Raw genomic sequence first — 25,473 nt, 5'->3', positions numbered from 1 at the left:
AGCTATGCATAATAATTGCTTCATTTCTCTCATATAATTCTGATGCGAAAATTTAACCTGGGTCTATGCCTTTTTCTGGCAGGTACACAAATGCCTTGTCATGCTGATGTATTGACTGAATTTGCCAAAGTCAAATCTGAACTTAATGCCCTTTATGCCTTTTTAAAGGACATGCCTAAAGGCGGCGAATTACATTACCACTTGGCGGGAGGCGCTTATCCGGAAACCATGCTTTCGGTTGCCGCCAAAGAGGATTATTGTCTGAATAAGCAATCCTTGGCCATGACGCGCCCAACTCATGATTGCACCGGAATCAAATCAAGCGATTTAACCAAACAGCCAGAGTTATATGCAAAAACAATCAAAGCCTGGTCGATGAAGGATTTTATCCCCGGGAAAGAATCTGGTCATGATCATTTTTTCGCAACATTCTATAAATTTATGTATGTGGTTGCAGATAACCATGTGCCGTTATTGGCTGAAATTATGACTCGGGCAGCCAATCAGAATGAAGTTTATATGGAAATTATGGTAATGCCGGATAATGCCAAATCAACGGCAATAGCCACTGAACCAGTCAATGTTTCCGATTATGACGCATTAAGAAAGCAACTTCTGGCTGATCCGAAATTTATGGCTGAAATTGACAATACGGTTGCAAAAAGCGAAGCATTATTGCCCGATACCCTGCGTTATCTTGGTTGCGATAAAAACCCCGGGCAACCTGTCTGCCAGTTAAGCGTGCGTTTTCAGTATCATGTTTTACGCGAACAGCCGCTGGAAAAAGTCTTTCCGCAAGCTTTGCATGCGTTTGAAGCCGCAGAGCGCTCACCAGCTATTGTGGGCGTGAATCTTGTTCAGGCGGAAGATGGTATTATTTCATTACGCGACTATCATGAGCAAATGAAAATTTTTGGTTATATGCACAAGCTTTATCCCAATGTCCGCATCGCCTTGCATGCTGGCGAACTAGCAATGGGCGACGTAATGCCGGAAAATTTGCGTTTCCATATTCAGGATGCAATAACCACCGGCCATGCCGACCGTATTGGTCATGGCGTTGACATTGCTTATGAAAATAATGCCGAACAATTAACCAGCTATATGGCGGCCAAACCTATACCAGTGGAAGTTAATCTGGTGAGTAATCAAAAAATCCTCAAAGTTAAAGGCTTGAAATGCCCCTTGAAATATTATCTTGCCCATCAAGTGCCAGTCGTATTATCAACGGACGACGAAGGCGTGCTGCGGACTGATTTAACCAGTCAGTATGTTGAAGCGGTAATGGAACATGATGTGGACTACCCCACCTTAAAACAAATCAGCCGTAATGCGCTTACTTACAGTTTTTTACCTGGCCAGAATTTATGGACTAATCCACGTAAAGCGACACGAGTTGCGGCCTGTGAAGATTTAAGCAGCGATAACTGTCAGCAGTTTGTTAAAGACAGCGAAAAAGCCAGATTACAGCGGCAGTTGGAACTGAAGTTTATTGAATTTGAGAAAGGATATAAGTAGATTCGGCTGAGAAATCAAACATTGGCTCTCGAATAAAAGTTGAGTGTTGGGCTGTGAAGCCCAATATTGGATCTCGAAATAGGAATCTAGTGTTGGGCTTTACGGTTTAACCTGCTTTGTATCATCAAAACTGTAGAGTACTCCGAAAGCGACTTGTCCGGTAGCTGGAGAAATTTTAGCGCTCTTGCTAACGCCGCCTATCGGTTCGAAAACAAGGCTTTTTATTCCCCGGTAATTGATTTGGCTGTAATCCATCATTAACGTCCAGCGCTCTACCCAGTTATAACGGATACCAAGACCATAGCGAACGCCGCCGCGGTTGGTTTTTGCACTCTTGATAGTCGGATCAGATTCATTGATTTTTACCCGGCCGTTGCTATACCCAATTCGAGCATAACCTAAAAAGTTTTTGGTAAGAAAATAACCAGGTAATAAACTCACCCCTTCACTGCTTTTAACAGAAAACGTGGTCGCTGAAGCTGTTCCGTGCACATATTCAATATTTTTGAGTTTGTATTCCAGAGTACTCAGATTGGCATTAAGTTCTGCCGCCAGATAATATTGCTCATGCTGCCAGCCATAACCGGCAAATAGTGAGCCGAATACGCCTACGCCTGCAAAATGCTGTTTATCAATGACATCAAAAGTACCAGTTCTGACCACGTGGGCGCGCTGGGTAAAACGTGCGCCCTCCGGGCCTATGCCGGCACCAAGATATGTCCCGGCGAAAGATGGGGTTGTGATTAGTAACGAGATTATGCTCAATAACTTTGTTTTCCTTAACATTTTATTTCCTGGAGTTACAGTTAAAAATTTTATGTAGGTTGGGCTGTGAAACCCAACATTGGATCTCCTAATAAGATCGAGTGTTGGGCTTTACAGCCCAACCTACGCTAATTTAGCTTGTGGTCTTTGAAGCCAACGTTGGATCTCCCAACCTACGCTTAATTTTCTAGCGGATCGCGGAAGATGATTGTGGAATCGCGTTCTGGACCTGTTGACAGCATATCAATTGGCACACCTAACAGTTGCTCCAGACGGCGCATGTAAGCAATGGCATTAGCCGGTAGCTGTTCAACGCTGGTTACATCTTCTGTTGATTCTTTCCAACCTGGCATTTCTTCATAAACCGGCTCCAGACCTTCAAAATCTTCAGCAGCCTGTGGAGGACGGGTTAGCAAATTGCCTGCGCTGTCGCGGTAAGCAACAGCGATTCGGATAGTATCAAGGCCATCCAGGACATCCATTTTGGTTAAGCAAAGACCAGTAATACTGTTAAGCTCAATCGAACGTCTTAATAACACGGCGTCAAACCAGCCGCAACGTCTTGGCCGGCCAGTAACGGCGCCAAACTCATTACCGCGCTCAGCAATACGCTTGCCAATATCATCATGAAGCTCAGTCGGGAAAGGACCGCCGCCAACACGGGTTGTGTACGCTTTGGTAATCCCTAAAATGTAATCGAGGTAACGAGGGCCAAAACCAGCGCCATTGACCACGCTGCCAACGCAAGTATTTGAGGAAGTCACATACGGGTAGCTGCCATGATCGATATCAAGATAAACGCCTTGCGCACCTTCAAACAGAATGGCATGACCCTGCTCGCGGTGTTCATGCAGGCAGGCTGTTACATCGCAAACCATCTCACGTAACTGCTCAGCCCAGGCCAGCGCTTCATCCAGTAAAGGCTGGTATGCAATCTCTTCTTGTTGATAATAGTTTTTCAGTAGGAAGTTATGGTATTGCAGCAATTCCTTAAGTTTGGCCGCAAAGCGTTCCGGGTGAAAAAGATCACTGACTTTTAACGCACGGCGTGCAACTTTATCTTCATAAGCCGGGCCAATTCCTCTGCCTGTTGTGCCAATCGCGGCATTGCCTTTCTGCAATTCACGGGCTTTATCAAGCGCAACATGATTAGGCAGAATCAGCGGACACGCCTGGCTGATACGCAAACGGCCGCGCACATCAATCCCCTTTGCTTCAAGCTCAGCTATCTCTGTCAGCAGAGCCGTTGGAGACAGTACCACGCCATTACCAATGTAGCATGTCACATGCGGACGCAGCATCCCTGATGGAATGAGGCGCAATACCGTTTTTTCGCCCTTGATTTTGAGAGTATGGCCAGCATTGTGGCCACCTTGATAACGGACTACGGCTTGCACATTATGGGTGAGCAAATCAACTATCTTGCCTTTGCCCTCATCGCCCCACTGTGTTCCTACAACAACAACATTCTTACCCATGACAGACTCTTACCCTGTAACCAGAACAACAAAAAAACGGTTATTATAATCAGTTTTTCTTGCCAGCACCATCATTTTTTGCCAAAGAATGCTTAAAATAATCAAAAAAAGCACTGCTTTGATCAAGAACCAGGATATCGCTTTTGCTATTAAAGCTGCCTTCGTATGCTTTCAGGCTGCGGTAAAAGGCGAAGAACTCCTGATTTTGGCTATAAGCATTTGCATAAGTTCTCGCAGCTTCGGCCTGTCCGCTTGCGCGAATGGTCTGGCCTTTGCTGCGCGCTTCCGCCAGTACTACTGTCACTTGCGCATCCGCAGCAGCCTGAATTGCTTCGGCAGCGGCGCTGCCATCAGCGCGATGGCGGTTAGCAATTTTCTGCATATCAGCACGCATACGCTGATAGATTGCATTGCTGGTATTTGCCGGCAGCTCAATCCCTTTGACCCGGACATCAACTACCTTGATTCCCAAACCATCTGCCTGCTGCTCAGTTTTTTTACGCAGCAGCTCCATCACATCATCGCGGCCGCCAGAAACCAGATCGGGAATGGTGCGCTTACCGAATTCAGCCCGTAATGAGGTATTTAACTGTTGCTCAAGCAGCGTTTCCGCTTTTAACTGATTCCCCCCGGTAGATTTAAAATAACGCGCCAAATCACTGATACGCCATTTCACATAGTAATCAACCATGACGTCTTTTTTCTCGCGGGTAACAATACGGGATGATTTGATATCCAGCGTTTGAATCCGGGTATCAAAAAGCCGGACTGATTCAATAAAAGGGGTTTTAACGTGTAAACCCGGAGCCAGTATTTTAGCACTGCCGGTTTTGGGATCATCAACCAGACGCCCAAGCCGCAGTAAAATCCCGTGCTGGCCTTGGGTTACAGTAAAAAGACTGGCCAGCAACACGATAATCACAAAGAACGCTACAACGCCCAATACAGTTTTAATTGCATTCATTAATCAATTCTCCCTTGACGAAGTGTCTGTCGGATAATCTCTCTGTTATCAAACAGGCGATTATCGCCTTCACCAGCGGCCTGTTCGGCTCGAGCCGTCTGTACAGCCTGTTCTGGCGCTGCAGGCATCGGAGAAGATAATTTATCCAGCGGCAGGTAAAGCAAATTACCCGCTTTGCCGTCAACAATAATTTTACTGCTTTTAGACAGTACATCCTGCATGGCATCCAGGTACATACGTTTGGCGGTAACCGCGGGCGCCTGGGTATACTCAGGCAACAGCGCAAGAAACTCAGCAACTTCGCCTTTTGCTTTTAATACAATTTGTTTGGCATAGGCTTGAGCTTCCTCAATGATCCGCTTGGCATTACCCTGCGCAATCGGCACAACTCTGGCCTGGTAAGCATAAGCCTGTTCCTTAAAGCGTTTTTCATCTTCCTGCGCTTTGATAGCATCATCAAATGCATCCTGTACATTCTCAGGCGCACGTGCAGGCTGCGGCGAAACGTTTACGATTACAATGCCTGTCTTATATTGGTCTAAAATTTTAATCAGCGTATCCTGAACATTGATCCCCCAGGCTTCCCGGCCTTCGGTAATAATTTCATTCAATGTTTTGGTTCCAACGACTTGCCGCAACGCACTGGAGGTTGCCTGTTGCAGGCTTTCCTGTGGATCAGAAACATTAAACAGATAGGCTTCCAGATCGCCAATACGGTATTGTACCGCCAATGACACTGAAACCAGATTTTCATCCTGGGTCAGCATTTGAGCAGAGTAGGAATAATCCGAAACTCGATCAACGTTAACTAAAATTTTGGAGTCAATAAATCGGGGAATCCAATGTGGTCCAGGACCCACTGTTTCAGTGTATTTGCCAAAACGCAGAATAGCTGCCTGCTCGGCCGGATCGACGATAAAAATCCCGGATAATGCCCATAAAATAAAAATAATCAGCGCAACAAAAGCAGCCAGCAAACCGCCGCCATTACTTTCAGCAGCCTGACTTGAACCGTCTGGAGCAGAGCCGCCGCCTAACAAGGCTTTTTTAAGCTTTTGCTGCAAGCGCTTAAGCGCTTCATCCAGATCGGGAGGCTGGTTTTTGCCATTCCATGGATCCTTGCCTTTTTCCGGTTCATTCCACCCCATTCGTTTCTCCCGCATTAAGCCAAACAAAACGTTGATTCTATGGCCTCTGGCCGGTTAAGGCAAGCTATCCCTGATTAGCGCGGCGTTAAGTCAGGATTTATAGAAAATCAAATCCCATACCCCATGCCCCAATTTGGTGCCGCGTTGCTCAAATTTGGTGATTGGTCTGGTTTCTGGCCGTGGCGCATAACTGCCATTTTGCTGACTATTCGTAAGTAATGGTTCAGCTGACAGTACTTCCAACATATGCTCGGCATAATCCTGCCAATCAGTCGCACAGTGAATAAAACCGCCCGGTTTCAATTTTTTAGTGAGAATACTCACAAACTCCGGCTGTATCAGCCTGCGTTTATTATGGCGTTTTTTATGCCAGGGATCGGGGAAAAATATCTGGATTCCTGCCAGCGAATGATCAGGAATCTGCTGCTTGAACACTTCAACAGCATCGTGCTGGACAAGCCGGACATTCTGAAGCTTATGCTCATACAAATCAGCCGCCAGACCGCCAACTCCTGAGCGATGGACTTCTATCCCGATAAAATCCGACTCAGGATGCGCGATCGCCATTGCCAGTAATGACGCCCCCATACCAAAACCGATTTCTACGACAGTATCGGCAGAACGGTTAAATATCTGATTAAAATCCCAGGGCTCGCCATTAACAGCAAGCTCATAATCTTTCAGCCACAGATCAAGCCCCTGTTGCTGGCGATTGCTGATCCGTCCGGCCCGTAGTACAAAACTTTTTATTGTGCGTTGCATTTAAATCACATCTATAGTTGAAATTTATGCCGATTATACCGATAATTAATGGCTTTGTGATCAATTAACGACACAGACTTTTTTTTAGAAAATATTGGTAATTAATTGCAACTTGCGTGAATTTTTGCTATAAAGGCGCTCTTGTATATTACCCCCGGTTAATTCGCCAGGCGAATGCCAATAGTATAAACCGATTATTTTAATCGAATGAACACAGTGGAGTTACACCATGTCAAGAGTATGTCAGGTTACTGGCAAGCGGCCTATTACAGGCAACAATGTATCGCATGCCAACAACAAAACCAGAAGACGTTTTCTGCCTAATCTTCAAAAACACCGTTATCTGGTAGAAGAGCCAGGCAAGCAAAGCCGATATGTTACATTGAGATTAAGCACCAAAGGTATGCGCATTGTTGACAAGCTCGGCATTAACGCTGTTCTGGAAATGTTAAGAGCCAAAGGCGAAAAGATTTAATAAGGGGAAATATCCATGGCAGCTGTTACAATTTTAGTTCGAATGGAATCTACCGAGGGTACTGGTCATTTTTATACAACAACCAAAAACCCCCGTAACCATCCGGAAAAAATGGAATTAAGAAAATACGATCCGGTTGCTCGCAAGCACGTGATCTATAAAGAAAAGAAAATCAAGTAAATCAAAGCCTCTTCGATAAGAGGCTTTTTTTTATCTAGTGTGCGCTATACAGACTAACGCTATATATTGTAAATGTTGGATCAAAACGACCCAACCTACTGGATAATCCTTCTGAATCAGTTAAACTTAGAGATAAAACACGGTGTCAAACAAAGAGGATTTGCATGAAACCATCGTTGCAGCTAAGTATTAATCAGCAACTGACTTTAACCCCGCAGCTTCAGCAGGCGATTCGCCTGTTGCAGTTATCGACGCTTGATTTACAACAGGAAATTCAACAGGCTGTCGAGTCAAACCCCATGCTGGAATTAACTGCTCCTGAAGAAAAAGATGAGCCGATGCAAGAGATTCAGCAAGCAACAGATGCCGAAGACGAATACATGGACTCTCAGTGGTCACAGCTATACAACAGCCAAAACAAACGAACCAGCTTTGAAGAGCTTGATTATAATTATGAAAATTTGCACAGCACGACAACCAATCTGCAAGATCATCTCAGCTGGCAACTTGATTTAACCCCCATGAGCGATATTGACAGGGTTATCGCAACCGCCATTATTGACGCGGTTGATGATGACGGCTTTCTCACCATTTCAGTCAGTGAGCTGCATAATAGCCTGGACAGTGAAGAACATCCGATTGATCTGGAAGAAATTGAAGCCGTAAGACATAGGGTGCAACTATTTGATCCCGTTGGCTGCGCTGCGATTAATCTCGCTGAAACTTTATTAGTACAATTGTCGCAATTGCCTCATACTTCAGATGACGTCAAACTGGCGAAACGTATTATCCAGACTGATATTGAATTATTGGGCCAGCATAATTACCGTCAGTTAAAGAAAAATTATCAGGTTAACGAAAGTACGCTCGACCGGGCGTTAAAAATCATTCAGCGCTTAAATCCTCGTCCAGGCAGCCTGATTCAACAAGATGTCACTGAATACATTATCCCTGATGTGATCGTGAAGAAAATCAGCGGAGAGTGGCAGGTTATGCTTAATCAGAATGTATTACCCAATTTAAGTATTAATAACCACTATGCTTCCCTGATACAACGTGCGGATAACAGTGCAGATAATCAGTTTTTAAAAAATAATCTGCAGGAAGCGCGCTGGTTCCTGAAAAGTATTCAAAGCCGTCAGGAAACGCTGCTGAAAGTGGCTCGCAGCATTGTTGATTATCAGGCAGACTTTCTGGAACATGGTGAAGAAGCGATGAAGCCTTTAATCCTGAATGATGTCGCCATGGCACTTGATATGCATGAATCAACCATTTCAAGGGTAACCACTCAGAAATACATGCACACGCCACGCGGCGTATTTGAATTAAAATACTTTTTCTCAAGCCATGTTAATACTGACGCCGGCGGTGAATGTTCATCAACTGCAATCCGGGCTGTTATTAAAAAGCTTATAGCTTCGGAGAACCGTAAAAAGCCGTTGAGCGACAGTAAAATTGCACAGTTAATTGCTGAGCAAGGCATTCAGGTTGCAAGAAGGACTGTAGCTAAATACCGGGAAGCAATGGGGATTCGTCCGTCTAACGAACGTAAATCAATCAGTGGTTAGTTTTATATAAAAAGGAGATGTATTATGCATATTAATTTTACAGGTCATAATATTGATGTTACAACAGCATTAAAAAATTTCACACAGGAAAAATTTGAAAAGCTGGAACGCCATTTTGACCAAATTTCAACAATTAAGGTTGTCTTTGATGTTGAAAAACTGACTCAAATCGCCGAGGCCTCTGTTCTGGTCGCAAAAAACGAAATACATGCCCGTGCTGAATCAGATGATATGTATACAGCTATTGATGAACTGGTTGGCAAGCTGGATCGCCAATTAATCAAACATAAGGAAAAAATTCAGGATCATCGTGATCATCGGGATCACCGTGATATGCATGATGATCGGGAATAAGATTAGTAAATAATATACTGTCATTCCCGCGGAGGCGGGAATGACAAATTTCTTAACTGAATGACAGTGAGCTCGAACAGAGCCTGCATATTACAGCCCAACCCGAGTTTCCGGATTAGCCGCAACATTGCGTTCACACACCTTAAGCAACTGCTCCAGGCTGTTAATGCTGGTATTTACGCTGTAGCGCGTACTCAAAGCCTTTTGATTTTGCTGAATAAACGCTTTAACAGAATCACCCAGTGTGCCCTGCTTCAAGGCGGCAATATCAATTTTATCAAGACTTCTCCGCTGGCCTTTGATCAGATCAATCAGATTTTTTGCGGCTGCGGTCTTGGTTTTTTCATCAAATTGAGGGAACAGACGAATATGATAAACCGACTTGTTCTTCGCTTGTCGTTGTTCAATAAAATCTGCCAGCAAATCACACAACGCCTTGGCTGGATCCCGTTTGTTCAAATGGTTAAACAGATCATCGACCGATTTAAAATCCGCTCTGCTCCCTAAAGCCGGCTTTAAGCTATTGTTATTGCTTGTGAGGAAACGAGAAACCGCTTTAAACAAGTTCCCATCTTTCAAAGCACTACGGGATGCTGGAGAAATATAACCGCAGCCATCATTCAAAGCTCTTCTCAATTGCTTGACAGCCAATAGTTTGTCTGTTTTGGTGAATTGCCCGAAGGGTATTGGGACATAGCGTTCCGCCCTTTTCTTTCTAGCTTCTTCATATTTATTCAGTGCCTGAATAAATTGATCGCAGACAATGGTTTGGTTAACCTGCGGCTTTGGCTGAACAGCCGGTTGAGCCGGTTGAGCTGGTTGAGCTGGTTGAACTGGTTGAACTGGTTGAACTGGTTGAACTGGTTGAACTGGTTGAACTGGTTGAACTGGCTGAACTGGTTCAACTGGTTGAACTGGCTGAACTGGTTCAACTGGTTCAACTGGTTCAACTGGTTGAACTGGTTGAACTGGCTCAACTGGTTGAACTGGCTGAGTTGCTAATACAGGCTTCTCTATTGTTGTTGGTTTTGTTTCAATAGCTGGTTGATTTGCTGCCATCTCAGGTTGCTTTTCATCAATTGGTTCTGATTTTTCCTGTTTAGGCGGTAAAGGATGAATCACAATACCTGGTTCAACTATATGGCATAGCTCAGCTAATTTGGTCATAGCAATTTCATCTGAAATCCGCTTTGTCTGATACAAAGCAAGTATTTCATAAACTACATCTATTATTTGCACTGTCTCCGTTAATCGCTGCTTATCGTTTTCCTCCTTAAAGCTATTTAGCAGTTTTTCATCCTCTTCCAACTCGCGTTGAGTTTTGAATCCGGCTAACCATTTGGCCAGATCGCTGAACTTGTTTGCAGGCATACCTTCGCCGTAAAAATAAAAAGGGGTAAGGCCTTCTTCACGCATTTTTTGATCAAAACCGATTAGCCGTTCTAGCGCCTGTTGTTGATCAAATCCATCAGCACGCCATTGCTGCAACCAGGAATCAATCATTGCTTTCATATCGATGATAGCGCGGTCAGTAGCAGCCAGACTGTCCCCTAACTCAAAATCAAAACGATTCGCCGCTTTTATTAGGTTGTTTCCAATCATGTGCTTTTGCAAACGATCATGGATTGCCTCTATTTTCTGGCGAAATGGCTTGAGTAAACGGGCAAATGCACTGGAATCAGGTGTATTAATGAGAGTAACCAATTCATTGCGTGTATCCATAGTGCTGCAGCGGGCGAACATATCTTTTTCAAGCTGCTCCAGAATAGCTGAAATAACAACATCTTCGGATAAGACCTTGCCCAGCGCTTCACTTAACAGCCCTGGTTCTGCAGAGCCAAGGATATTAATAATAAATTGCCAATTTTTGTTTTCAACCAGAACGGGCAGGATGTCATCAAGCTGGTAAAGCGCGGCTAATTTTGAGAATATTTTTGTATTATGAGCATATTTAGCGTAAAGTGCCGCGACTTCCTCACGCATTTTTTCATAATTATAATCCGAGTTCACTAATTTTCGCGGTGATTTCTGCTCTAATTGCTCAAGCAAGGCAAGCAGTTTATCTTCATCATTGTTCTCCAGGGCACGGACAACCAACCGGTTTTGCAACGGGGTGAATTCGCGCTCCTTTCTTTTATTATTAAAAATCAGTTGGCCGATTGAATCATGTAAGGCCACAAAAGGACGGAATTGAATTTGCTTTACAAATTCATATAGCCGTAACAGTTTATCTTGATAGAGCCGCTCAAACATGGCATCACTATCTTTACAATCGGCAAACAATGTAGCTATATGGCCAAGCAGCTCCTCTCGTTTATTATCCGGCACAGTGAATGGCTGGCTTAAAATATGATTGGCTGCATTGAACAATTTGTTTTCGCAGGCGGCAATAAATAAGTCGTATGCACTTGTGTTTTTTACTAATCCAGCAACCAGGGCGCAGGCAGATTCTGCTGTCGGGGCTTTGTTAATAAACTCCACTTTGTCCCTTGGATTAAAATGCGGCGAATTAATCCTATTGAGCTGACTACCCAGAACTGCGGCCAGCGACGGTTCTACTCTATCCAATAAATACTGAATATTATCCATAACCGTATTGTTATTAAAAAACTGCCGGGTAAAATCAGGATTGGCAAAAGCCTGCTCCAGCAACTCTCTGCTTCCTGAATGCGCTATACAGAATAACAGATCCGTAATAATCATATCGCGCAGGCTGGCGCCATTTTGCAACAACAAAAGCGCCCCTTTGGCATTGGATTCGTTTATTGCCTTATAGATTGGCGCGTCAAATGAATTAAAGCTGTAATTTATAAATTGCTTTAACTGCATTATAGTGTTTTTATCGCCTCGGCTTACCGCATTATTTAACAATTTCAGGCAAGTTACCGGATCCCTCATTTTGTTTGTTGATATCAGGAAAGCAAGCTGCTCAAACTTGCCATCCCGTTCCAGATCAATATAAGTATCCGGTTTTCGTGCTAACTCAGGGAAAAAGCCCAGAATAAAATTAACGGCTTTAGTATTACCAGTTTGATGGGCATATAAGAATAAATGGTACTGCTCCTCTCGGGTAACATTATGCGCTAGCTCCAGTTTGTGTACCAAATCAAAATGGTGATGCAAAATAGCCCATCTGATCGCATATTGTATGCATTTGCGATTAAGAGATTTAAGGTTATTGGCAATATCTGCCTGTTCTATTATTGTTAGTAGCGGAGCAACAAGCTCCAGACCATTATCTTTTTTATGCATTGCTGCGAATACTGCTTCTAAACGGATTTTATTGAAACAGTCAGTTCGATGCTCCTGTGCATATCTGGTCAACAGGGTGTTTAATTGTTGCTGAAGTGCTTTGTTTCCGCTTCGTCTGGCAGCGGCTATTCCAGCCAGGAGATTATCTAAATTCAAAGCAGCATTTTTATCAGTTAAAAATTTAACCATTTCCTCGTTTTGATTGCTTATAGCCTGCTCTAAGGCATCAGCAAGCGACTGAGCGGCTACTGCCGTTTTTGGCCACAGTTGTTTTATTGCCAGGTTACTTTTCAAATGATTCAGCACTTCGAATGCAGTCAGTCCTGATTCGCTTTTGAATAAATCAATTGTTGGCAAAGCGGGGCGGTTGACAATACGGTTAGCCTGATTTTTATTAATTCGTTGATTGGTCAGACCTTGTCGATTTTCCGGGTCGTCAATCACGGCCCGCTTTAAAAATTTAATGAACAGGTTATTATTGTCAGGCAATTGCTCAACACATTTTTTAAATAATTGTTTATTTGTACGCTTTATTGCAGTAGCAAGCGCACTCTCAGCCACTGTAAAACCGTTAACCAGTAATTTATTCAGGCTGGCAACAGAGATTGTTTTTAACAATTCGCCATCAATAAATAATTGTTTATCTAACGAGCGTGATTTGGCTTTATCCAGCCAGAAATCCAATGACTTAGTTTTATTTTTTCCGGATGCGAGTTTAATGAAGGACAGCAATTGCTGATCAGTCAGTATGCCCGGCAACTCCTTCGAAACCCGCGTCAGAATATCCACTTTGTTTTTCGAGGTCAGCTTGTTTAGTGCTGCCGTCATCTCTCCAGAACCAGCCACATTTAGAACCATCTTATGTCGTTTGGTAAACTCAAAAAAATAATTAACTTTATCAAGATTGCCTGAACTGATAGCGGCAGGAAGAACGTTTTCCGACAAATAGTGAATAAACGTGGTTTGGTCAGTTGTCTTTTCATAATGCCGTTTAAGCAACTGGCTAAAGAGTAGCGGGCTGCCGCAAGCCGCAGCGGCCGACAAGCAAGTAATTGCATCTGAATCAGTCAAATGCTCAAATAACTGGATTGCAATTTGATCACGCATCAGCCCTACAGCCATACCGCAATGGGTGTAAGTTATTGGTATATGCCTGGAAATATGCTTGATGCTACTGAGATCATTCGCATAAATCGCATAAATTAATGAATCATATGGCAGAGTGCGCCCGGTAAACGTTACGCTTGTACTGCAAGCAGCGGCATTCGCGAAGCAGGCCGCATGAAGCTGTGCCTTTGCAGGATATTTGGCAGGCGTTGGTTCATCAGGGCGGGCAAAAATACGGATGCCAAGCCCTAGCTGATTGTTCAAATTATCCTTTGTGAGTTGGCTGAAAATATTATATATCTCAGCTACGGCATCTTCAGCCCTGCCAAATATTTCAACATTTTCTTTGGTCGGATCATCATCGTCCAAGTTATAATTGGGGTCATAAACAACGTATTGATTATTAACAAATGAAAGAGTAATAGCATGCTGGTAATCAACAACATAGCATTCCCGACCATTATTATGTATTTGCTGGAATATCCGAGTCCATTGTTCCAGGGAGCCCAGAAAACCGAAATTAAATTCATTTGCCGGCGCTTTACCATTAATTTGTATCAGCTTATCCAAATCGCCCGCGCGAGTACCCGGCAAATATTTTCTACTGTTAAAGGCTTCCTCGACACGTTTAATGAATTGATCAAGGGCGGGATCATCGCCAAAATTATAATTTGCAGGAATGTTGGCCAATTTGCGTTTCAGGATTGAAAACTCATTCAGTTTTCCCTTCAGCGCGTACTCAATACGTAAGCTAGCCAAACCAGAGCACACCCCCTCTTTATTCAACCTTAAAGTCATCCCTTTTCGTTTAAGTAATGCATTGACTGAATTAATAATTTTGATTTGCGACGGCATGAACATTACTCCTGAGAACAAATACTTGTCTAATACCCACCTTACAAAAGTTATATTTTGCTCACGGTGGATTATGTTGAAACAATAATATAGCAGAATCCTTAAGATTTCCTTAAGGGTTGCAATCAAACCAGAGTTGTAATTAAAATCATGTTCTGTTACATTGACGGCATTATGATAAAGACTAAACTGTTAATAATTAACACACTAGGGCTACACGCCCGCGCATCAGCCAAATTTGTTTCGACGGCCTCCCGCTTTCAAAGCAATATTGATGTCACTAAAGGCTCCCAGACTGTCAATGGTAAAAGTATTATGGGTGTAATGATGCTTGCCGCTACTAAAGGTACAGAGCTCACGCTCCAGATTGAAGGTCCTGACGAGACGGAAATGGAAAAGGCCATAACGGATCTGATAAATAATCGCTTTGGCGAACCCGAATAACCCTTGCAGGAGTGTTGGGCTTTACAGCCCAACCTACGTTTAATCAATCCAGTGTAAAAGTTGGGACTGTAAAGCTCAACCGTTTAATCAACCAATGTAGGTTGGGCTGTAAAGCCCAACACTCCTTTTATCCTATAGTTCTATTTCTGGCTGCTTCTTTTACGGCGGTACATGATATAAAGCATATAAAGCGGGCCTGATAAGGCATAGGCAGTGAAGCCTAAAAACAATACCAGTGATGGATTCGCAGCAATAGCTACGAACAGGATGACCATAAGTAAAAGGTACAAAAAGGGAACTTTACCTTTAAAATCAACCTCTTTAAAGCTGTAATAACGCACACTGCTGACCATTAGCATTGCAGCAAGAACCGCGACAATGGCAGTTAGTACTGATATCGGCAAGTGTTCTATTTCATGCTGATGGCATAGCCAGGCAAAAGATGACACCAGCGCTGCGGAAGCAGGACAGGCTAATCCCTGAAAATAACGGGTATCATGCTGAATATTAAATCGGGCAAGGCGCAACGCCACTGCCGCGGTATATACAAAGGCGACCAGCCAGCCAAATTTACCTAGCTGTTGCAGACTCCAGCTATACAATAACAAAGAGGGAGCAACGCCAAAAGTCACCATATCTGACAAACTGTCATATTGGGCGCCAAACTCGCTTTGAGTATTGGTAATACGTGCAATACGCCCGTCCAGACCGTCTGCGATCATACCAATAAATATAGCAGTCACAGCAACATCATATTGACCTTTGAACGAGGCAACAATCGAATAGAAAGCAGCAAAGAGGCTTGCCGTGGTAAACAAATTAGGTAATAAATAAATTCCAGAATGGTTTTCTTTTGGGCTCATAAAATATCAATCAACAATTAAAACCCTGCTATCCTATCATATCCACTGCCATTAAGTTAAGAAATTTGTCATCCCCGCGAAGGCGGGGATCCATCCATCAAACAAGGTAAGGAGCCAACTTGAGAAATGGATTCCCGCCTTCGCGGGAATGACACATCCTTAACTTAATGGCGGTGCCTCCCATATCGCCCATAAACCTGAAATGCTATACGTTGTTTTTAGTTCTCTCAAAACCACCTTGATCACAATTTGATCAACATGCATTTTTATGTTAATATAAACCTCTTTTATTAACTGCAACAGGCTTTGCCATGCAAGGTATTATGACAAGCACAATGGCTAAATCTGACAACAAAACCATCGTTATTGAAGGCGTAACCAGTCAAGGTAAAACATTTCGCCCCAGCGACTGGGCAGAACGCATGAGCGGCGCAATGGCAAGTTTCAAGAATAAACGCATTCAGTACTCGCCTTTATTACAGCCAAGCGTTAATGACGAAGGCCACAAATGCATACTGCTGGATCCGCGTCTGAAAGAGGATAGCCCAGAAATCTATCAGGCTATTATTGATTTTGCCAGAGAAAACAACTTAAAAATATGTGGAGAACAGGTTTAGTACCAGAGATTAATATCCCTGATTTTGCTTAATACTTATCGTTAAATCTGCCGTCTGCCCCATCAACCAGGTCAAAAATTGCCCGGTGTTCTCAAAATTAATAGCCAATATCCCAGCAAACATAAACGCCAGCCCTTTAGGGCCGTCTTTAACCCCCGGATGACTGGCATGCGCCATCAGAACGGAACCGCGGATAAACCAGATAAAGCCCGCAGTGCGGATAATTGTTTCCATTATGCTTTGAATATTGTAGGGGCTATATTTAGCATACGCCAGAACATTGCCCGCGCCAAATACTGTATTGGACAAAGAGGTCACCATCGAAGGCAGGAAAAGCAGCGCTGAACCAGCAAGGATATAAGCAACTGGAACAAATATAGATTCATGGGAAGAGGAATTAGCTCTTGATTCGCCGATTTTATGCAGTTTACTGATAGCAGTCAGAAAAAAAATAATACCTAGCAGATAAGCCAGCCCGGATAAGAGCGACTGCACAGGAAACATATTTCGGCTTAAATTGCCGAGCATTTCGATGAGATCAGTACTGTTCATATCATAATTATACGCAATAAAGTCGAAAATGCGATGATTAAACAATAAGAGCTTGGACAAAAAAGCCAAATCGACCTAAAATAACCCATTTCCCGGCAACAACAGAATTCTTTATGCAAATGAATACATTTCCGCTGGTATTAAGCGAGTCATACCTGATTTCACCGCGAGTGAAACATTTTGTGTTTTCTATCGAGAGCGAGCAACCATTTTCCTATTTACCGGGGCAATTTATTACTGTCCATTTTGAGCATGAAGGCAAAGTTTTAAAACGCAGCTATAGCATCGCAAATCCACCAGGCTCAAAACAGATTGAATTCGCTGCCGGTTATGTGGAAGACGGCCCTGGAACCCGGTTTTTGTTTAATTTAAATCAGGGCGACCGGATTAATGTCAGCGGCCCTTTTGGAAGGCTGGTGCTCAAGGATGATGCCCCAGGGCGTTATATACTGGCTGCCACCAGCACTGGTATAACGCCTTACCGCGCCATGTTGCCTGAGTTAACCAGACGATTACAGCAATCGCCTTCATTAAAAGTTGTGGTGTTATTAGGCGTACAATCTGAAGCGGATGCGATTTACAGCCAGGAGTTTATTGATTTTGCCAATGCCTGCCCGCAACAAGTAGAATTTCGCATTCAATTAAGCCGCCCTGCTGGCGAGCTTGCTGCGCCCTGTCAGTTTAAAGGTTATGTACAGCATTCTTTTTCCGAACTTAATCTGAACCCGGCAGAAGATCTGGTTTATTTATGTGGAAATCCGGGTATGATCGACGAAGCATTTGAAAGTCTCAAAGCATCGGGTTTTGCCATGCAGCAGATAGTCCGGGAAAAATATATTTCGCGCTGATTAGCGATAACAACGAGGAGAATAAGAAACCATGAGTTATGATGAATTATTAGACACAATGGAAATATTGTTACAAGATGGCAAAGGGATTCTGGCCGCTGATGAAAGCAATGGCACAATTGGTAAGCGCTTTGCTACTATCAATCTTGAAAATACCGCTGAAAACCGCCGTCAATACCGTAAGCTGCTGGCTACTACAGATAAACTGGAAGACTACGTTAGCGGTGTTATCCTGTTTGCTGAAACGTTTGAACAGCATGACGACAATGGCACATCCCTGGCTGAACTTTTTGCTAAAAAAGGCATTGTACCAGGTATTAAAGTGGATCAAGGGCTGACAACGCTCGCGCATACTGATGATGAGCAAGTCACCGAAGGATTGGACGGACTTGAAAAACGTCTGCTCAAATATAAAGAACTGGGAGCACGATTTGCAAAATGGCGTAATGTCTATTCCATTACTGAGTTTACGCCAAGTATGACTGCTATCAAGACTGGCGCAGAAAATCTTGCCCGTTATGCGGCAATCTGCCAATCAGTCGGTATTGTTCCTATTGTTGAGCCTGAAGTGTTAATGGACGGCGATCACAGCATTGAACAATGTGCTGAAGCCTGTGAAATTGTACTGCATGAAGTCTTCAATGCCCTCTTCCTGCACCGTGTTGAACTTGAATGCATCGTGTTAAAACCCAGTATGGTGACTTCTGGTAAAGCGGCAACGCCATTCAGCTCGCCAAAAGAAGTTGCTGAATACACTGTCGGCGTTTTCCGCAATACTGTACCGGCGGCAGTTCCAACCATTAATTTCCTTTCTGGCGGCCAGACCCCGCAACAGGCGACTGCTAACCTGAATGAAATTAACCGCACTGGCTACCAGCCCTGGAATTTAAGCTTCTCTTATGGCCGTGCATTACAGGAAGACTGTTTGCGTGTTTGGGGCGGCCAGGAAGCAAATGTTGCGCAGGCTCAGGCTGCTTTACTGAAGCGTGCCCGTTTGAACAGCATGGCATGCTTTGGTGAATATCAGCCAAGTGCTGAAAACGAGTAGGATACGTAGGTTGGGTCGTTCCGACCCAACATTACCAATCTTCAATCAGTTTTCAGGTTTGGAGTGTTTGATAAAAAACTTGTTGGGTCAAAACGACCCAACCTACAAAACTTGTCCGGTACAAAGAGAAGCGACCGCCTGGGGCTAAAGAGTAAAATTCTATACACAACAATAAGTTACTTGTATCATACGTACCTATTTTAAGTCTTAAATCAATATCTAATCTTGATTTCTGCAACCCAGGGTAGTGAAATGGCAAAAGACAACATCGAACAAAAGATAAACAAACATTCTTTTTTTCCTGCATTATTTCCTGGTCCCAAGGTAAAAGAAACCGATGTTTCTCCAAAAGACTATCTATTTGGATTCAAGAGATATATCCCAAAACCAGAAACTTTTCTTTTAGCTACAACGACTGCACCGCTTGAATTACTGACTATAAAACGTATCGCGGATCCCAAATATCAACTTACCCCTTATTCCGGAATAATGAAAGAATTAGGTATAAAGAATCTTTTTCAAGGCTGGGGAGCCAGAGTTTTTTATTGCGCTAGTGGTACGTGTACAACAATCGCTTTATTAGACTACACCGACAATAATTTGTTCCTGACGACTCTTTTAAAAAACCCTCTAAATTTACCTCTTTCTCTTTTTTCTAATGCCCGGCAAAATGGTAAAAATCTTAAAGAATCCGTTAAATTTGTGGGTGAGGGTGTATTCAATCCAACTGTTAATGCCTCCTTCCTTGCAAGAAATTTCGCTGGTATCGCTTGTTGGGAACTTGGGGTTAAAGTAAGAGATTCCATTTACAGGTTTTCAGGTGAATCGAATACACTACTGGCAACTATTGCTGCAATTTTCACTTCTGGAAGCGTCGCAATAATAGCGAATGCCTGGCTTAAACCTTTTTTTACAGGGAAAGGTTCTTTTGGACTCAAATTGGCTATGGCTAATGCACTTCTTAAAGATTGTTGGCCGCTTGCAGGGAGAGAGCTTATTTCAACGTCGATGTATTTCATTAATAAGCCTTTTCCAGAAAAGGAAAAGCAAGCGCCAGAAAATGAGGGAACAATCCGTCCAAAGTAGATCTGGTTGTAAGGTTAAGGAATTAAATTCTACATTTCACAACATGGTTCGGGCTGAGGAAGCGCTTTAGCGCTGTCTCGAAGCCAGTGGTACAGTGCCAAGCCTTCGAGACAAATGCTTCGCATTTTCCTCAGGCCAAACGGGTATGGGTTTCACAGCCTACATTAATAATTCAAATTTGGACCATAAGGGTAAGTGATCTGACAGCGTGCGCCAGGGTTTTCCTTGCAGACATTGCACTTCCTTTACTTTTAAACCGCGGGAATAAACGCGATCGACACATAAAGCCGGCCTTAGCGCCGGGAAAGAGCGGGCATGTTCGCCGGTCAGGTTTAAAAATGCTTCCCGGATATTAAGCTCTTTCAGCAAGATATCAGACAAATCCATACGCCAGTCATTAAAATCACCTGCCATTAATAATGGCTCATTTTCCGGCACCATTTCCCTTATCCGCTTTATCAGGGCCTGATATTGAAAAGCACGTTCATTTTTAAATAATCCCAGATGGACGCATAACAGATGCAAGGTAACATTCTCAATCTTGACCTGGCCATGCAATATACTGCGGGAAGCGCGGTTTAATCGGGCGAGATTAATATTTTCAAAGCATTCAAAATGGTATTTGCTGAGAATGGCATTACCATGATGGCCGGCCTGATAAACGGCGTTTTTGGCATACAGGTAATGCGGCCAATCATTTTCCGCCATAAATTCAAATTGCGGCAACTCAGGCCAGCCGCGAATGCGGCGTGAACGGCGGCGGTGTTCGCCCTGGACCTCCTGAAGAAATACAAAATCCGGCTCCAGAACTGAAATGGCCGCGCGCATCGCGGGCAGCAAAAAACGCAGCCGCCCTATGCCAAATCCTTTATGGATATTATATGTGATTAAAGACACTGTCTTCATCAGCCCGCCCGATAGGTTTTATCATAATCCGCTCCAGTTAGTATACCCAATCAATTTGATCTGCTCATCTGATTTCTGCTTGTTTATAAAGAATAATTATTAATAATAGAGAAAAAATATGAATCACTATACAATATTGTGCTGCATTACTATCATTTTTTTGATTTACAGATAAATTTGGAGACATGGAATGTTCTATCACTTAAGCAACTGGGTAATTCAAACCCCAAACAGCAATGCAAGGACGATTAAAAGCAATAACGATATTTTCCAGGAAATGGAGCTTATTCCAACTCAGAAGACGGGTATCATCTTTCGGGTAAATGATCTGGCAGATAAAAACCTGTTAGAATTAGCGCAAATTGCTCATGGAATACCACAACATATTAGACAGATTGTAGTTGTTAATGACAATTTACAAACTACTGAGGATTGCCTGGCCAGTTTATGGGGTCTGCTCTCGTACTTGCCTCCCTGGATTAACAAATTAGATATCTCGGCTCCCGCACTTTATTCAGAGTCGTGGAAATTATTTGTTAAATTAATAGCTCAATTACCGAACACAGTCAGCGCACTTTCTTTTGGCTGTAATGCACTTAACAGTTCGGATTGTGATAATGGCCCTCTGGATAATCCTCTTATTTGCAGCGAACTGACAAGATCTATTCCGGCATCGGTAAATCATTTAAGCATTCGCTGTACAGCGAAACATCTCTACACTCTTATCACCGGGCTTTTCCGCCACCAGAAAAACCATATTACGTCATTGGATATTTCAGAAAATAAATTAACCGCCGAATGCATAATGCGATTAACTCACTTATTTTCTCACCCACATACCATTGACACACTAGACTTGTCACAATGTCGCCTGGAGGGAATACCATCAGATATTCTGGCCAGATTTTTTGAAACCTTGCACGGCAAAGTGACAAATCTTAAGTTAAATTATAACAGGTTAATTGAATATACTGTATTCGATTTCAACAGTAGTGTGCATCCCATGGTTACCAACTTTCGTAGCTATGATGAAATACACCATCAATTTTCCTTTTTTTCCCGCCTGAAAATGCTCGGGTTAGCCGGCTTACAGCTGGGTTTTGAAAACCCGAACGTTTCTGCAACAATCTTTGGGCTTCTAGGCTATTATGGCAACCAGTTAGAAGAACTGGATTTAAGCAGTAATGATTTTTCGATGAATACACATGTACTGCTACCAAATTTAAAGCGCTTGCCAGCCAGTCTCTATAAACTTAACTTAAGTTTTAATCGGCTTGATGCTTTTTCTGATCAGGAGTTAATTGCCCTGCTTTTAGCCTTACCACAAAATATCAAAATCCTTGATCTGTCTAATAATAACCTGTTGACGGTGCGATTTCTTTTATTGCTTCAAAATAACAGGGTATCGCATATCGCACTCACCACCCTCATTTTTTCTGAGACTTCATTTGAAAATCTGTCGACTGATATTCAAAATGCAATTACCTCGTTTGCCCATCCAACGCTGCAATGTTTTGAAATCGGGGATAAGTTTATTATTGGAGCACCCAAATCGCCCGTTTCCCTGCCTACTAATACTGATTTGATGTTTTTTTCTGCGTCGCAAGGTGTTAACCCGCCTATACCAGCAGAATATGCTTATAAATACTCTACCGATATTCAACACTCCCCTAGATAAGACATGCCCTTTTGTAGCGCCTTGCAAGTAAGCCCTTTTATTAAAAGGGCTTACTTGCACTGAATTTACAAAGCGGAATTGCCGGGAATTTATGCTATTCTTGACTAATCAAACTTATATTTTAGGCGCATCTATGATGGATACATTCTTTATTGAAATACCAGGCCTGAAGATAGCCTGTAAAGCCTGGGGTGATAAAAATCTGCCGCCAATGCTTGCCCTTCACGGCTGGCTGGATAATGCCAATTCGTTTGCGCCGCTTGCCTCCTACTTATCAAAGCATTTTTATCTGATAGCAGTTGATTTGCCAGGCCACGGGTTATCCTCACATTTAACTGCGAATAGCCATTACCATTTTGTTGACGGCATTTTAAATATCATTCAGCTGATTAATGAGCTGGGTTACCAGCAGATTCATCTGCTTTCCCATTCTTTAGGCGCCTGTCTGGCAAGCCTTGTCGCCGGCGTTATACCCGAGCGTATTCTGTCGCTGGCGTTAATCGAAGCCTTAGGTCCCTTTACCAGTCCTGAACAAACCTGCCGCGATCAACTGGCACAATATGCGGCACTTCTTGCTGTTACTCAGAAAAAGGATGGCAAGCCCTACCCATCTCTTGAAGACGCCGCTGTAGCACGAACTAAACGCGGCCATTTGGATATCCGCGAAGCCCGAATCTTGTGCGAACGCGGGGTGGAAGAGCAAAACGGAGCCTATGTCTGGCGCCATGATCGCCGCTTGCTTTCACCGGTTCCATTACGGTTAACTGAAAATCAGGTTTTGTCCTGTCTACAGGCAATCACGGCAAAGAGTTGCCTTATATTAGCCAGTAATGGCTTTTCAGTGGATGAACAAATTATGAGCAAACGGATTGAAGCGGTACAAGGGCTGCAGATTTTCAAACTGGAAGGCGGACATCATGTCCATATGGAACACCCAGACACTGTTGCGCAGTGCCTGGGAAAATTTTACAGCTAATTTATTTAGCTGAGCCGCATGAAGAATATTTAATACCGACTTTCTTCAATGATGATTTGATCCCGTCAGTATCATAGTTCAGATCTTTTGCTGCACTTAAAACACCGCAACCGCCCTGAACAAAGGTTGAGTATGGCGTCCAATAGTCCATATTGGCTTTAACCATCACATCAAACGCCTTGCGGGGGTTCCAGCCTTCCTGAGTAGACATCAGATAGAACAGGCGGTTAAACACGCCGCTGGTGTAGTGAACGTCAAGATCATCCGTATAATCTGCTGCAGTATCAATTGAGCTGCCATCACGGCTGGGAACATCCATATAGCGCAGTGCATCGTAGCCGCTGTTTTCTTTCATAATTTCAGCGCCAATCAACCAGCTGCTTTCGCCTACTGAATAATACTCGCCAGCCATTGCAGCCATGTCGGAGAATGATTCATTCATACCGCCAGATTGCGCCCAGTAAGCCAAATCAGAATGCTGTTCAGTAAAACCATGGCTGATTTCATGCGCACCTACGCCTAACGACACCAGCGGGTACATAAAATCTTCACCGTCGCCATAAGTCATCTGAGTGCCATCCCAGAAAGCGTTCTCATAACCCTCGCCATAATGCACGCGCATAACCAGCTGCATTGGTGAGCCGTCATAATTGGTTAATGGCTCCAGATTATACCAGTCTTTGTACATATGTTTGATTACATAACCAATGTACATCGCGTCATTAGAGGGTGAATAAGCGCCGTTTTGCTTGTCATATCCGTCAGCTTTGTAACCAGTCCAGAATAAGCCTGGCGTTTTTTTACTCGGCTTGCATTTAAAAGTCATAGGCTTGTTGTCAGAGCTGGTACGATGCTTCATATCAACAACTTTTACGCTGTCGTTTTGCATATAACATTGATTGTTTTCACGGGTTATTTCCAATAAGGGGAAATCTTTGCCGTAATTTACTTTACCGGCTTTACGGTTACCGCCGTAACCTCTGCCTGATACAGCCTCCACTTCAGTTTTGATATTGTTCCATTTAGCATAAGTTTTACCGTTGCCGGCATCAATAATGGCAGTGGGACGTTCGGGAATCGTATGCTCATGACGAATATAAACACTGACTTTATACGCCCAGTGCGCTTTATTGTCGGCATCAATAAAAATCATTGGCGTAACTTGTTCCTGACTTACTTCCTGGCCAGCGTATTGCTTTTTAAATTCAACCAGTGCTTTTTGGCCATTTTGTACAAAATCGTCAGCAGGCGCACCGAGTTCCTGTTCCAGGCCGCGGTAAACATTACCGTTCATGGTAACGCCGTTTTGAGCTGCTGCAAGGGATTTCGCAGTATGGCCGCTGTGCATAATTGCATAACCGCCATAAACCTGAAAACCGGCATAATACTGTTGCATACGGACATGACTTACTTTATTCAGATCAGTGTGCTGCCGTACAAATTGCAGGCTATCCCCTGAAAGGGCTCTGGCCTGTTTCACTCCGGGTAAATCAAACTGAAATTGCGCTCGAATTGTCTGGAAACTGGCTTCAGGTAAAGAAACTGCTTCGGCTGCCTCAACCGATGAAACCATTGCCATGGCCAGACATGCCGCCAGTGGTGATAAATAAAAATTGTGACGCATTACGTTCAACTCCTTAAGCTAATTTCATGTGCAAACCGTCCCTGGAGCGCGCATGTTGCCATCATTAATCCATGCTTACCTGATTTAACACATCCTGTTGTTATGAAAAGCCTGGTAACAACCAACAATTGAGTCTTCCCTGTTGCGGCTACGTTGATGAGTCCGAAAATTGAAGCGCGGTTTGAGGTTGGCCCTACTCTCGAATTCGCCATCGAAACTATCACAGGTATGCCCAAGCTAACATAGTTTTCTATTTTTTAAAATTATAAAATTATGAGCACAGTGTTCAAAAAGGCTCATTATCGCACAATTTAAGCAATTTGTTTATAAAAAGATTTCTTTGTGCCGGACAAAAAATGGAAGCAGTGAGTTTTTTTAAGGAATAACTCGCTGAAACATAACGTT

General features: G+C 43.4%; 22 protein-coding genes. 12 read left to right on the top strand and 10 right to left on the bottom strand.

Going from position 1 to position 25,473, the window contains the following annotated elements; translation table 11 throughout:
- Positions 1-42: 42 nt before the first annotated feature.
- Positions 43-1,518, top strand: a complete 1,476-nt coding sequence (locus ACFORL_RS06720) for an adenosine deaminase family protein (RefSeq protein ID WP_382342355.1) — start codon at positions 43-45, stop codon at positions 1,516-1,518.
- Positions 1,519-1,617: 99 nt separating this feature from the next.
- Here ACFORL_RS06720 and ACFORL_RS06715 read toward each other — a convergent pair whose 3' ends face one another.
- The 5 genes from ACFORL_RS06715 to trmB all read right to left on the bottom strand — a co-directional run bounded on the left by ACFORL_RS06715 (position 1,618) and on the right by trmB (position 6,635).
- Positions 1,618-2,304 carry an outer membrane protein gene (locus ACFORL_RS06715; RefSeq protein ID WP_382342353.1) on the bottom strand — a complete coding sequence of 229 codons (687 nt, stop codon included), beginning with the start codon at positions 2,302-2,304 and terminating at the stop codon, positions 1,618-1,620.
- Between the two features lie 158 nt (positions 2,305-2,462).
- Positions 2,463-3,761, bottom strand: a complete 1,299-nt coding sequence (locus tag ACFORL_RS06710; protein WP_382342351.1) for an adenylosuccinate synthase — start codon at positions 3,759-3,761, stop codon at positions 2,463-2,465.
- Between the two features lie 49 nt (positions 3,762-3,810).
- Positions 3,811-4,725 carry a protease modulator HflC gene (hflC, locus tag ACFORL_RS06705; protein ID WP_382342349.1) on the bottom strand — a complete coding sequence of 305 codons (915 nt, stop codon included), beginning with the start codon at positions 4,723-4,725 and terminating at the stop codon, positions 3,811-3,813.
- Positions 4,725-5,873, bottom strand: a complete 1,149-nt coding sequence (gene hflK, locus ACFORL_RS06700; protein WP_382342347.1) for an FtsH protease activity modulator HflK — start codon at positions 5,871-5,873, stop codon at positions 4,725-4,727. The genes hflC and hflK overlap by 1 nt, the downstream gene beginning before the upstream one ends.
- A gap of 90 nt (positions 5,874-5,963) precedes the next feature.
- A complete protein-coding gene (gene trmB / locus ACFORL_RS06695; protein ID WP_382342345.1) occupies positions 5,964-6,635 on the bottom strand; it encodes a tRNA (guanosine(46)-N7)-methyltransferase TrmB in 672 nt (223 codons plus the stop codon).
- 229 nt (positions 6,636-6,864) lie between these two features.
- Between trmB and rpmB the strand changes: the two genes are divergently transcribed.
- The 4 genes from rpmB (at position 6,865) to hpf (ending at position 9,212) form a co-directional block, all read left to right on the top strand.
- Positions 6,865-7,110, top strand: a complete 246-nt coding sequence (rpmB, locus tag ACFORL_RS06690) for a 50S ribosomal protein L28 (RefSeq protein WP_382342343.1) — start codon at positions 6,865-6,867, stop codon at positions 7,108-7,110.
- Between the two features lie 15 nt (positions 7,111-7,125).
- Positions 7,126-7,290, top strand: a complete 165-nt coding sequence (gene rpmG, locus ACFORL_RS06685) for a 50S ribosomal protein L33 (protein WP_382342341.1) — start codon at positions 7,126-7,128, stop codon at positions 7,288-7,290.
- Positions 7,291-7,454: 164 nt separating this feature from the next.
- On the top strand, positions 7,455-8,858 hold the full coding sequence (locus ACFORL_RS06680; RefSeq protein ID WP_382342339.1) for an RNA polymerase factor sigma-54: 1,404 nt from the start codon (positions 7,455-7,457) through the stop codon (positions 8,856-8,858).
- 24 nt (positions 8,859-8,882) lie between these two features.
- On the top strand, positions 8,883-9,212 hold the full coding sequence (gene hpf, locus ACFORL_RS06675) for a ribosome hibernation-promoting factor, HPF/YfiA family (protein WP_382342337.1): 330 nt from the start codon (positions 8,883-8,885) through the stop codon (positions 9,210-9,212).
- Positions 9,213-9,302: 90 nt separating this feature from the next.
- Here hpf and ACFORL_RS06670 read toward each other — a convergent pair whose 3' ends face one another.
- A complete protein-coding gene (locus ACFORL_RS06670) occupies positions 9,303-14,426 on the bottom strand; it encodes a hypothetical protein (protein WP_382342335.1) in 5,124 nt (1,707 codons plus the stop codon).
- A 174-nt stretch (positions 14,427-14,600) separates the two neighbouring features.
- Between ACFORL_RS06670 and ACFORL_RS06665 the strand changes: the two genes are divergently transcribed.
- Complete coding sequence (locus ACFORL_RS06665; RefSeq protein ID WP_382342333.1) at positions 14,601-14,870, top strand: HPr family phosphocarrier protein; 270 nt, start codon at positions 14,601-14,603, stop codon at positions 14,868-14,870.
- Between the two features lie 140 nt (positions 14,871-15,010).
- Here ACFORL_RS06665 and pssA read toward each other — a convergent pair whose 3' ends face one another.
- Positions 15,011-15,733 carry a CDP-diacylglycerol--serine O-phosphatidyltransferase gene (gene pssA / locus ACFORL_RS06660; RefSeq protein ID WP_382342331.1) on the bottom strand — a complete coding sequence of 241 codons (723 nt, stop codon included), beginning with the start codon at positions 15,731-15,733 and terminating at the stop codon, positions 15,011-15,013.
- 335 nt (positions 15,734-16,068) lie between these two features.
- On the opposite strand from pssA, the gene ACFORL_RS06655 reads away from it, so the two are divergent.
- Entirely contained in the window at positions 16,069-16,350 is a 282-nt protein-coding gene (locus ACFORL_RS06655; protein ID WP_382342329.1) for a DUF3579 domain-containing protein, read from the top strand.
- Positions 16,351-16,359: 9 nt separating this feature from the next.
- Here the strand turns inward: ACFORL_RS06655 and ACFORL_RS06650 are convergent, their stop codons facing one another.
- On the bottom strand, positions 16,360-16,902 hold the full coding sequence (locus tag ACFORL_RS06650) for a type IV secretion protein IcmC (protein ID WP_382342328.1): 543 nt from the start codon (positions 16,900-16,902) through the stop codon (positions 16,360-16,362).
- Between the two features lie 113 nt (positions 16,903-17,015).
- On the opposite strand from ACFORL_RS06650, the gene ACFORL_RS06645 reads away from it, so the two are divergent.
- The 3 genes from ACFORL_RS06645 to ACFORL_RS06635 all read left to right on the top strand — a co-directional run bounded on the left by ACFORL_RS06645 (position 17,016) and on the right by ACFORL_RS06635 (position 19,884).
- Positions 17,016-17,750 (top strand): FAD-binding oxidoreductase, encoded by a 735-nt coding sequence (locus tag ACFORL_RS06645; protein ID WP_382342326.1) that lies wholly within the window; start codon positions 17,016-17,018, stop codon positions 17,748-17,750.
- 31 nt (positions 17,751-17,781) lie between these two features.
- The gene (locus ACFORL_RS06640; RefSeq protein ID WP_382342324.1) at positions 17,782-18,798 is read left to right on the top strand and encodes a class I fructose-bisphosphate aldolase; all 1,017 of its coding nucleotides are present in this window, start codon (positions 17,782-17,784) and stop codon (positions 18,796-18,798) included.
- Positions 18,799-19,050: 252 nt separating this feature from the next.
- Positions 19,051-19,884, top strand: a complete 834-nt coding sequence (locus tag ACFORL_RS06635; protein WP_382342322.1) for a hypothetical protein — start codon at positions 19,051-19,053, stop codon at positions 19,882-19,884.
- Between the two features lie 159 nt (positions 19,885-20,043).
- Here ACFORL_RS06635 and ACFORL_RS06630 read toward each other — a convergent pair whose 3' ends face one another.
- Positions 20,044-20,790 carry an endonuclease/exonuclease/phosphatase family protein gene (locus tag ACFORL_RS06630; RefSeq protein WP_382342321.1) on the bottom strand — a complete coding sequence of 249 codons (747 nt, stop codon included), beginning with the start codon at positions 20,788-20,790 and terminating at the stop codon, positions 20,044-20,046.
- 190 nt (positions 20,791-20,980) lie between these two features.
- Here ACFORL_RS06630 and ACFORL_RS06625 point away from each other — a divergent pair, with 190 nt between their 5' ends.
- Together ACFORL_RS06625 and ACFORL_RS06620 are read left to right on the top strand one after the other, a co-directional pair.
- Positions 20,981-22,468, top strand: a complete 1,488-nt coding sequence (locus ACFORL_RS06625) for a hypothetical protein (protein ID WP_382342320.1) — start codon at positions 20,981-20,983, stop codon at positions 22,466-22,468.
- Positions 22,469-22,604: 136 nt separating this feature from the next.
- Complete coding sequence (locus ACFORL_RS06620; RefSeq protein ID WP_382342379.1) at positions 22,605-23,444, top strand: alpha/beta fold hydrolase; 840 nt, start codon at positions 22,605-22,607, stop codon at positions 23,442-23,444.
- Between the two features lies 1 nt (position 23,445).
- On the opposite strand, the gene proA is transcribed toward ACFORL_RS06620, so the two are convergent.
- Positions 23,446-25,068 (bottom strand): zinc metalloprotease ProA, encoded by a 1,623-nt coding sequence (proA, locus tag ACFORL_RS06615; protein WP_382342318.1) that lies wholly within the window; start codon positions 25,066-25,068, stop codon positions 23,446-23,448.
- Positions 25,069-25,473 lie beyond the last annotated feature (405 nt).

The sequence above is a fragment of the Legionella dresdenensis genome (assembly GCF_042649825.1).
Classification (GTDB): domain Bacteria; phylum Pseudomonadota; class Gammaproteobacteria; order Legionellales; family Legionellaceae; genus Legionella_C; species Legionella_C dresdenensis.
The sequence above is the reverse complement of the archived record's forward strand: the minus strand, read 5'-3'. Positions and strand labels throughout refer to the sequence as shown.

What these genes read in the sequence shown, in the direction of transcription:
- ACFORL_RS06720 (WP_382342355.1), top strand. Translation starts at nt 43, where the DNA reads ATGCGAAAATTTAACCTGGGTCTATGCCTTTTTCTGGCAGGTACACAA.
- ACFORL_RS06715 (WP_382342353.1), bottom strand. Translation starts at nt 2,304, where the DNA reads ATGTTAAGGAAAACAAAGTTATTGAGCATAATCTCGTTACTAATCACA.
- ACFORL_RS06710 (WP_382342351.1), bottom strand. Translation starts at nt 3,761, where the DNA reads ATGGGTAAGAATGTTGTTGTTGTAGGAACACAGTGGGGCGATGAGGGC.
- hflC (WP_382342349.1), bottom strand. Translation starts at nt 4,725, where the DNA reads ATGAATGCAATTAAAACTGTATTGGGCGTTGTAGCGTTCTTTGTGATT.
- hflK (WP_382342347.1), bottom strand. Translation starts at nt 5,873, where the DNA reads ATGGGGTGGAATGAACCGGAAAAAGGCAAGGATCCATGGAATGGCAAA.
- trmB (WP_382342345.1), bottom strand. Translation starts at nt 6,635, where the DNA reads ATGCAACGCACAATAAAAAGTTTTGTACTACGGGCCGGACGGATCAGC.
- rpmB (WP_382342343.1), top strand. Translation starts at nt 6,865, where the DNA reads ATGTCAAGAGTATGTCAGGTTACTGGCAAGCGGCCTATTACAGGCAAC.
- rpmG (WP_382342341.1), top strand. Translation starts at nt 7,126, where the DNA reads ATGGCAGCTGTTACAATTTTAGTTCGAATGGAATCTACCGAGGGTACT.
- ACFORL_RS06680 (WP_382342339.1), top strand. Translation starts at nt 7,455, where the DNA reads ATGAAACCATCGTTGCAGCTAAGTATTAATCAGCAACTGACTTTAACC.
- hpf (WP_382342337.1), top strand. Translation starts at nt 8,883, where the DNA reads ATGCATATTAATTTTACAGGTCATAATATTGATGTTACAACAGCATTA.
- ACFORL_RS06670 (WP_382342335.1), bottom strand. Translation starts at nt 14,426, where the DNA reads ATGCCGTCGCAAATCAAAATTATTAATTCAGTCAATGCATTACTTAAA.
- ACFORL_RS06665 (WP_382342333.1), top strand. Translation starts at nt 14,601, where the DNA reads ATGATAAAGACTAAACTGTTAATAATTAACACACTAGGGCTACACGCC.
- pssA (WP_382342331.1), bottom strand. Translation starts at nt 15,733, where the DNA reads ATGAGCCCAAAAGAAAACCATTCTGGAATTTATTTATTACCTAATTTG.
- ACFORL_RS06655 (WP_382342329.1), top strand. Translation starts at nt 16,069, where the DNA reads ATGGCTAAATCTGACAACAAAACCATCGTTATTGAAGGCGTAACCAGT.
- ACFORL_RS06650 (WP_382342328.1), bottom strand. Translation starts at nt 16,902, where the DNA reads ATGAACAGTACTGATCTCATCGAAATGCTCGGCAATTTAAGCCGAAAT.
- ACFORL_RS06645 (WP_382342326.1), top strand. Translation starts at nt 17,016, where the DNA reads ATGCAAATGAATACATTTCCGCTGGTATTAAGCGAGTCATACCTGATT.
- ACFORL_RS06640 (WP_382342324.1), top strand. Translation starts at nt 17,782, where the DNA reads ATGAGTTATGATGAATTATTAGACACAATGGAAATATTGTTACAAGAT.
- ACFORL_RS06635 (WP_382342322.1), top strand. Translation starts at nt 19,051, where the DNA reads ATGGCAAAAGACAACATCGAACAAAAGATAAACAAACATTCTTTTTTT.
- ACFORL_RS06630 (WP_382342321.1), bottom strand. Translation starts at nt 20,790, where the DNA reads ATGAAGACAGTGTCTTTAATCACATATAATATCCATAAAGGATTTGGC.
- ACFORL_RS06625 (WP_382342320.1), top strand. Translation starts at nt 20,981, where the DNA reads ATGTTCTATCACTTAAGCAACTGGGTAATTCAAACCCCAAACAGCAAT.
- ACFORL_RS06620 (WP_382342379.1), top strand. Translation starts at nt 22,605, where the DNA reads ATGGATACATTCTTTATTGAAATACCAGGCCTGAAGATAGCCTGTAAA.
- proA (WP_382342318.1), bottom strand. Translation starts at nt 25,068, where the DNA reads ATGCGTCACAATTTTTATTTATCACCACTGGCGGCATGTCTGGCCATG.